At 70.8% G+C, this 6,128-nt stretch carries 1 protein-coding gene; it reads right to left on the bottom strand.

What is annotated here, in order from left to right; genetic code table 11:
• On the bottom strand, nucleotides 1-6,128 hold a 6,128-nt coding region (locus BMZ82_RS38810; protein WP_143099017.1), incomplete at both ends, for a non-ribosomal peptide synthetase.

The following is a 6,128-nucleotide window of genomic DNA, read 5'->3' on the forward strand; positions in this document are numbered from 1 at the left end:
GGCAACAGGATGCGCCAGGACACCCCGTCCACCACCAGATGATGCAGCACGATCAACAACCGTCCCGTGCCCGCGAACCACACGAACTGCGCCATCACTCCCGCCGCCGGATCCAGCCGGCCCGCCGCCGCATCCAGCTCCCCCTGCACCTCCACACCGGACTCCGCACGACGGATCAGCCGCGCGGCATCGACGGACCCCGACGGCCCCACCTCCATGGCGCCCTCCACGAGCCGGGAGCGCAGCACGTCGTGACGGTCGATGACCGCGTTGAGCGTCGCCGCAAGTCCCGCCTCGTCGATGCCGTCCGGCAGCTCCACCACGGTCGACATCGCGAACCGGCCGATGTCGGCGCCCAGTTCGAGCAGGTACCGCGCGATCGGCATCAGCGGCATCCAGCCCTCGCCTGCTCCTGCCAGCTCCGCCAGAACCGTGCTCGCACCGTTCTCGGCGCTCGCCGCCGCGGCCAGTTCGGCCACCGTGCGCAGTTCGAATATCTGCCGGGGGCTGATCTCGACGCCCTGTGCCCGCGCCCGCGCCACCACCTGGATCGAGCGGATGCTGTCCCCGCCCACCAGGAAGTAGTCGTCGTCGATCCCGACCCGGTCCAGGCCGAGCACCTCGGCGTAGACCCCGGCCAGGACGGACTCCACCACGGTTCGCGGCGCTCGATAGTCGCCGCCGGTGTACACCGGCTCGGGCAAGGCCGCGTGGTCCGTCTCCCCCTCCGGCGTCAGCGGCAGCCGGGCCAGTACGACGAAGACCGAGGGGACCATCGCGTCCGGCACGCGGTCTGTCAGGAACTCCCGCAGTTGCACCGCGGAGACACCGGACGTGAAGTCCATGCTCTCGCCGGTGTCCCCGGCACTATCCGGGACGACATAGGCGACCAGCCGTCGGCCGGTACCTCCGCCGTCGTGCGTGACCGCGACCGCCTCGGCCACGGCGGGATGCCCGGTCAGAGCGGCCTCGACCTCGGTCAGATCGAAGCGGGTTCCTTGGACGGTCGCCTGACGCCCGGTACCCGGCGGCACCGGTCCGGCCGCACCGACGGGGGCGTCCGGCTGCGAGACGAGCTGTCGCAGGGTCCGTACGAAGCGGGAGGTGATCTCTTCGGCCGTGGTCCGGTCGAACAGGTCGGTGGCGTACTCGAGGCCGCCGAGCACGCCCGTCCCGGGAACATCGGCCATCGTGAGGAACAGGTCGAACTTGGCGGTCTCCGTGGCGACCGTGTTCAGCGCCACCCGCAGGCCGCTCAGCTCGAAGTCCTCGCGCACGATGTTCTGCCAGCCGAACATGACCTGGAACAACGGGTGGTACGAGGTGGAGCGGTTCGGGTTGAGCAGTTCCACCAGCCGTTCGAAGGGAACGTCCTGGTTGTCGTACGCCGTCAGTGCCTTGTGCCGGACCTGGTCGAGGACCTCGGTGAACGAGGGGTCGTCGGGCATCCGGACGCGCAGCACCCAGGTGTTGACGAAGAACCCGACCAGGTCCGCAAGGGCGTCATCGGTGCGGTTGGCGATGGGGGAACCGATGGTGATGTCGTCACCGCCGCCGAGCTGCCGCAGCAGGACCGCAAACGCCGACTGCAGCACCATGGAGACGGTCGCCCCACGGGCCGTGGCCAGCTCCTCGACCGCGGCGACCAGTTCGGGGTCGAGGGTGAAGTCCACCATGTCACCGCGGTGGGTGGACCGGGCAGGCCGGGGACGGTCCGTCGGCAGCCGCAGCGGCTGCGGCACATCCGCCAGCTCGTCCCGCCAGTAGGCGGACTGGATGGCCACCACGCTCCCCGGATCGCCCTCGTCGCCGAGCAGCTCGCGCTGCCACAGCGTGTAGTCCGCGTACTGCACCGGCAGTTCGGGCCATCGAGGTGCAGCGCCCTCACTGCGCGCCGCGTAGGCGGTACCCAGATCGCGCATCAGCGGCGGGATCGACTCGCCGTCACCGGCGATGTGGTGGATCGCCAGCACCAGGACGTGGTCGCGCACATCGCAGCGCAGAACGCTGGCCCGTAAGGGGAGTTCGGCGGCGATGTCGAAGGTGTGGGCCACCGCGTCGGCCACCGCACCGTCCACATCGGCCGGGTCGGTGTCGATGACGGACACCGGGAACGACATGTCGTCGGCCGGCACAACCCGCTGGAACGGCATGCCGTTCTCGTCCTCGTCGATGAGCGTGCGCAGCGTCTCGTGTCGAGCCACCACGTCGTGCAGGGCGCTCCGGAGGGTCGGCACGTCCAGCTCGCCCGTCAACCGCAGTACGAGCGGCAGGTTGTAGGTGGCCGACGGCCCTTCGAACCGGTCGACGAACCACAGGCGGCGCTGCGCGTACGAAAGCGGTACTCGCTGTGGCAGCTGCGCGGAGCGCCGCAGCCCTGGCCGGGCCGCGGACCCGGCCGACAGTTGCTCGACCAGCTTCGCGACGGTGGGCGAGTCGAAGACGGCCCGTACCGAAACCTCCGCTCCCAGGGCCGCACGGATGCGGCTGACGAGCCGGGTGGCGAGCAGCGAATGCCCTCCCAGGGCGAAGAAGTCGTCGTCGATACCGACGCGCTCCACTCCCAGCACCTCGGCGAACAAGGTGCACAGGAGCTCCTCGCGAGGATTTCGCGGCCCCCTGCTCCCTTCCGCGCCCTGGCCGAACTCCGGTGCGGGCAGCGCTGACCGGTCCAGCTTGCCGCTGGACGTCACCGGCAGGGAGCCCAGGAGCACGAAGGCCGAAGGGACCATGTAGCCGGGCAGTCCCGCTTCGGCGTGCGCACGCAAGGCGGCGGTGAGCCCGTCGGTGTCGTCGGTCTCGGGGACCGCGTAGGCGGCCAGGAGTCGGCCGCCAGCCGGGGTGTCGCGGACGACCACGACGGCCTGCTCGACGTCAGGGTGGCTGCCCAGCACGCTCTCGATCTCGCCGAGTTCGATACGGAAGCCGCGGATCTTCACCTGATCGTCGGCGCGGCCCAGGTATTCGATGCTGCCGTCGGCGCGCCAGCGCGCCACGTCACCGGAGCGGTACATCCGGCTGCCGGGTTCGCCGTACGGGTTGGCGACGAACCGTTCGGCCGTCAGGCCGACCTGTCCGTGGTAGCCGCGGGCCAGGTGGGGCCCCGCGATGTGGAGGTCGCCCGCGACGCCGACCGGCAGCGGCCGCAGCGCGTCGTCCAGCAGATACACCCCGGTGTTGGGGAGAGGGCTGCCGATGGGCGGCACGGCCGAACCGCTGAGCGGCTCGCTCATCGTCGCCACGACGGTGCTCTCGGTCGGCCCGTACGCATTGATCATGCGGCGGCCCTCGGACCAGCGGGCCACTAGGTCGCCGCTGCTGGCCTCGGCGCCCACCACGAGGGTGCGCAGCTCGTCGAGACCGTCGGGGTCCAGGGTGGCCACCAGGGACGGCACCAGAAGGGTATGGGTGATGCGCCGTTCGCTCAGGAACCCCTGGAGGGCTTCGCCGACGACGGGGACGTGCGGTGGCAGGACGAGCGTCGCACCGTTGGGCAGCGCCATCAGCACCTCCATGACGGCGCCGTCGAAGCTGGAGGACGCGAACTGCAGGACGCGGCTGTCGGGAGTGATGCACAGCCGGTCGTGCATCGCGGCGGCCAGGTTGGCGATGCCGGCGTGGGTCACGAGGACGCCCTTGGGCCGTCCGGTCGAGCCCGAGGTGTAGATGACATAGGCGAGGTCGTCGGTGCCGGGCCCATCGGAGACGGCGGTCACCGGCTGCTTGGCGATCCGGTCGCGGTCCTCGGTGAGGTCGACGACGACGGCGTCGGTGGGGCCGAGGCCGGTGCGCGAGCGCCGCTCGCTCACCACCAGGCGGGCACCTGAGTCGCTGAGCATGTACGCCAGCCGGTCGGCCGGGTACCCGGGGTCGAGCGGAACGTACGCGGCGCCCGCCTTCATGATGCCCAGCAGCCCGACGACGAGGTCCGCTCCCCTCTCGACGCACAGGCCGACCAGGGAATCCCGGCCCGCGCCGAGCGACCGGAGGTGATGGGCGAGTTGGTTGGCGCGCTCCTCCAGTTCCCGGTAGCCGAGCCGGACCTGTTCGTCCTCGACGGCAAGGGCGTCGGGGCGTTCGGCGGCCTGCGCCTGGACGAGTTCGGGGAAGGTGGCGGCCTGGACGGGGCGCGTGGTGGCGTTCCACTCGACCAGGACCTGATTCCGCTCGGCCGTGTCGAGCAGGTCGAGCTGTCCGACCGTGAGTTCGGGATCCGCCGCCAGCTGTCGCAGCACCCGCTCGAATCGGTCGGCGATGACGGACACCGTGGCGTGGTCGAACACATGGTGGTGGTACTGCAGGGCCAGCCTCAGATGGGGGTCGGCGTCGGCGGTCACCGCCAGCGGGTAATGGCTTCCGGTGAACGGGGTGAGGCCGGTGATCGCCACCCCGGCCTCGCCGTGCGCCGCGCTGATCCCCGCCCGGTCGACCGGGTAGGACTCGAAGACGACGACGGTGTCGAAGAGCGTGGGCAGCCCGGTGGCTTGCTGGATGTCGGCCAGCCCGTAGTGGTGGTGGTCGAGCAGCGCGGCCTGCCGGTCCTGCAGTCCGGTCAGCAGGCCCGCGAGCGAGTCACCGGGTGCGCAACCGACGTGTACAGGAAGGGTGTTGATGAACATCCCAACCATCGCGTCCACGTCGGCGACCACGGGCGCCCGGCCCGATACGGTCGTGCCGAACACCACGTCACGCCGGCCGGTCAGCCAACTGAGGAGCAGCCCCCAGCTGCCCTGCACCAGTGTGTTGAGGGTGACGCCCAGCTCGGCGGCGCGCCGGGCCAGGGCACGCGCCAGTTCCGCGGATACCGGGACGGCGACCTGTCCCACTTCGGTGTGGAGTTCGGATCCGGCATGGGGGGCGAGGAGGGTGGGTTCGTCGATGCCTTCGAGTTCGTCCGCCCACGCCTGGGCGGCCGCCGTCCGGTCCTGCCGCGACAGCCAGGTCAGGAAGTCCCGGTATCCGCGCACCCGTGGCAGTACGGAGGCGTCGCCCCCGGAGCCGTACAGGCGCAGCAGGTCCTGCATCAGCAGCGGGACGGACCAGCCGTCGATCAGCACATGGTGCGTCGTGAGGACGAGTTCGGACCGTTCCGGTCCTGTCAGCAGCGTCATACGCAGCAGCGGGGGCTCGGCGGGGTCGAAGTGACGCGCCTGGTCCTCCTCGAGGAACCGGCGCAGCACCTCCGCCCGCTCGCCCTCGCCCGAATCGCTCACGTCGAGGTGCTGCCACGGCAGCTCCACTCCGTCGAGCACCAGCTGGACCTGGTCACCGGCGGCGTTCGTCACGAACGCGGTCCGCAGGTTGGCGTACCGGTCAAGCAGCGCCTGGCCGGCGGCCCGCATCCGGTCCGGGTCCACCCTTCCGGACAGGTGGTGGACCATCTGCATGTGGTAGGCGTCGAACGTGGTGCCCGCCAGCAGCGCGTGGAACAGCAGCCCCGACTGCAGAGCGGTCAGCGGCCACGCGTCCACCAGCCCCGGGTACCGCTTCTCCCAGGCCTCGATGTCGTCCTGGCGCACCGGCACAAGCGGTACGTCGGAGGGGGTCAGCCCACCCGCGTCCGGCTGCGCCGCGTGCCGAGTCAGCCCCTCCAGCGCGGTGCACCAGAGATCGGCCAGTTCCTGTACGTCCTCGCGGGACAGCACCCCGGTGGGGAATCCGAACCGGGCACTGAGCTGCGGTCCCCGTCCGACGTCCGTCACCATCGCGTTCACGTCGAGCAGGGACAGCGCCGGCATGTCGGCGTCCATCTCCGGGATCAGCTCGCCCGTGCCCGGGGACCGGGTCCAGCCGAGGCCCTGGAGGTGCTCGGGCATGTCGGAGGAGGAGAAGCGGCCGAGGTAGTTGAAGGCGATCTGGCCGGTCGAGTGGGGCGCGAGGACCGCGCCGGTCTCGTCGTTGAGATACCTCAGCAGCCCATAGCCCAGGCCCTTGTCCGGGATGGCGAGCAGCTGCTCCTTGACCGCCTTGATCACCGTGCCCGCGGCGGGCCCGCCCGCGAACGCCTCGTCGAGATCCGCACCCCCGACATCGAGGCGTACGGGGAACATGCTCGTGAACCAGCCGACCGTACGAGACAGATCGGCGCCCGGTACGACGTCCTCCTCGCGGCCGTGCCCCTCCAGCCG

It is taken from the genome of Streptomyces sp. yr375, assembly GCF_900110755.1.
Lineage (GTDB): Bacteria > Actinomycetota > Actinomycetes > Streptomycetales > Streptomycetaceae > Streptomyces.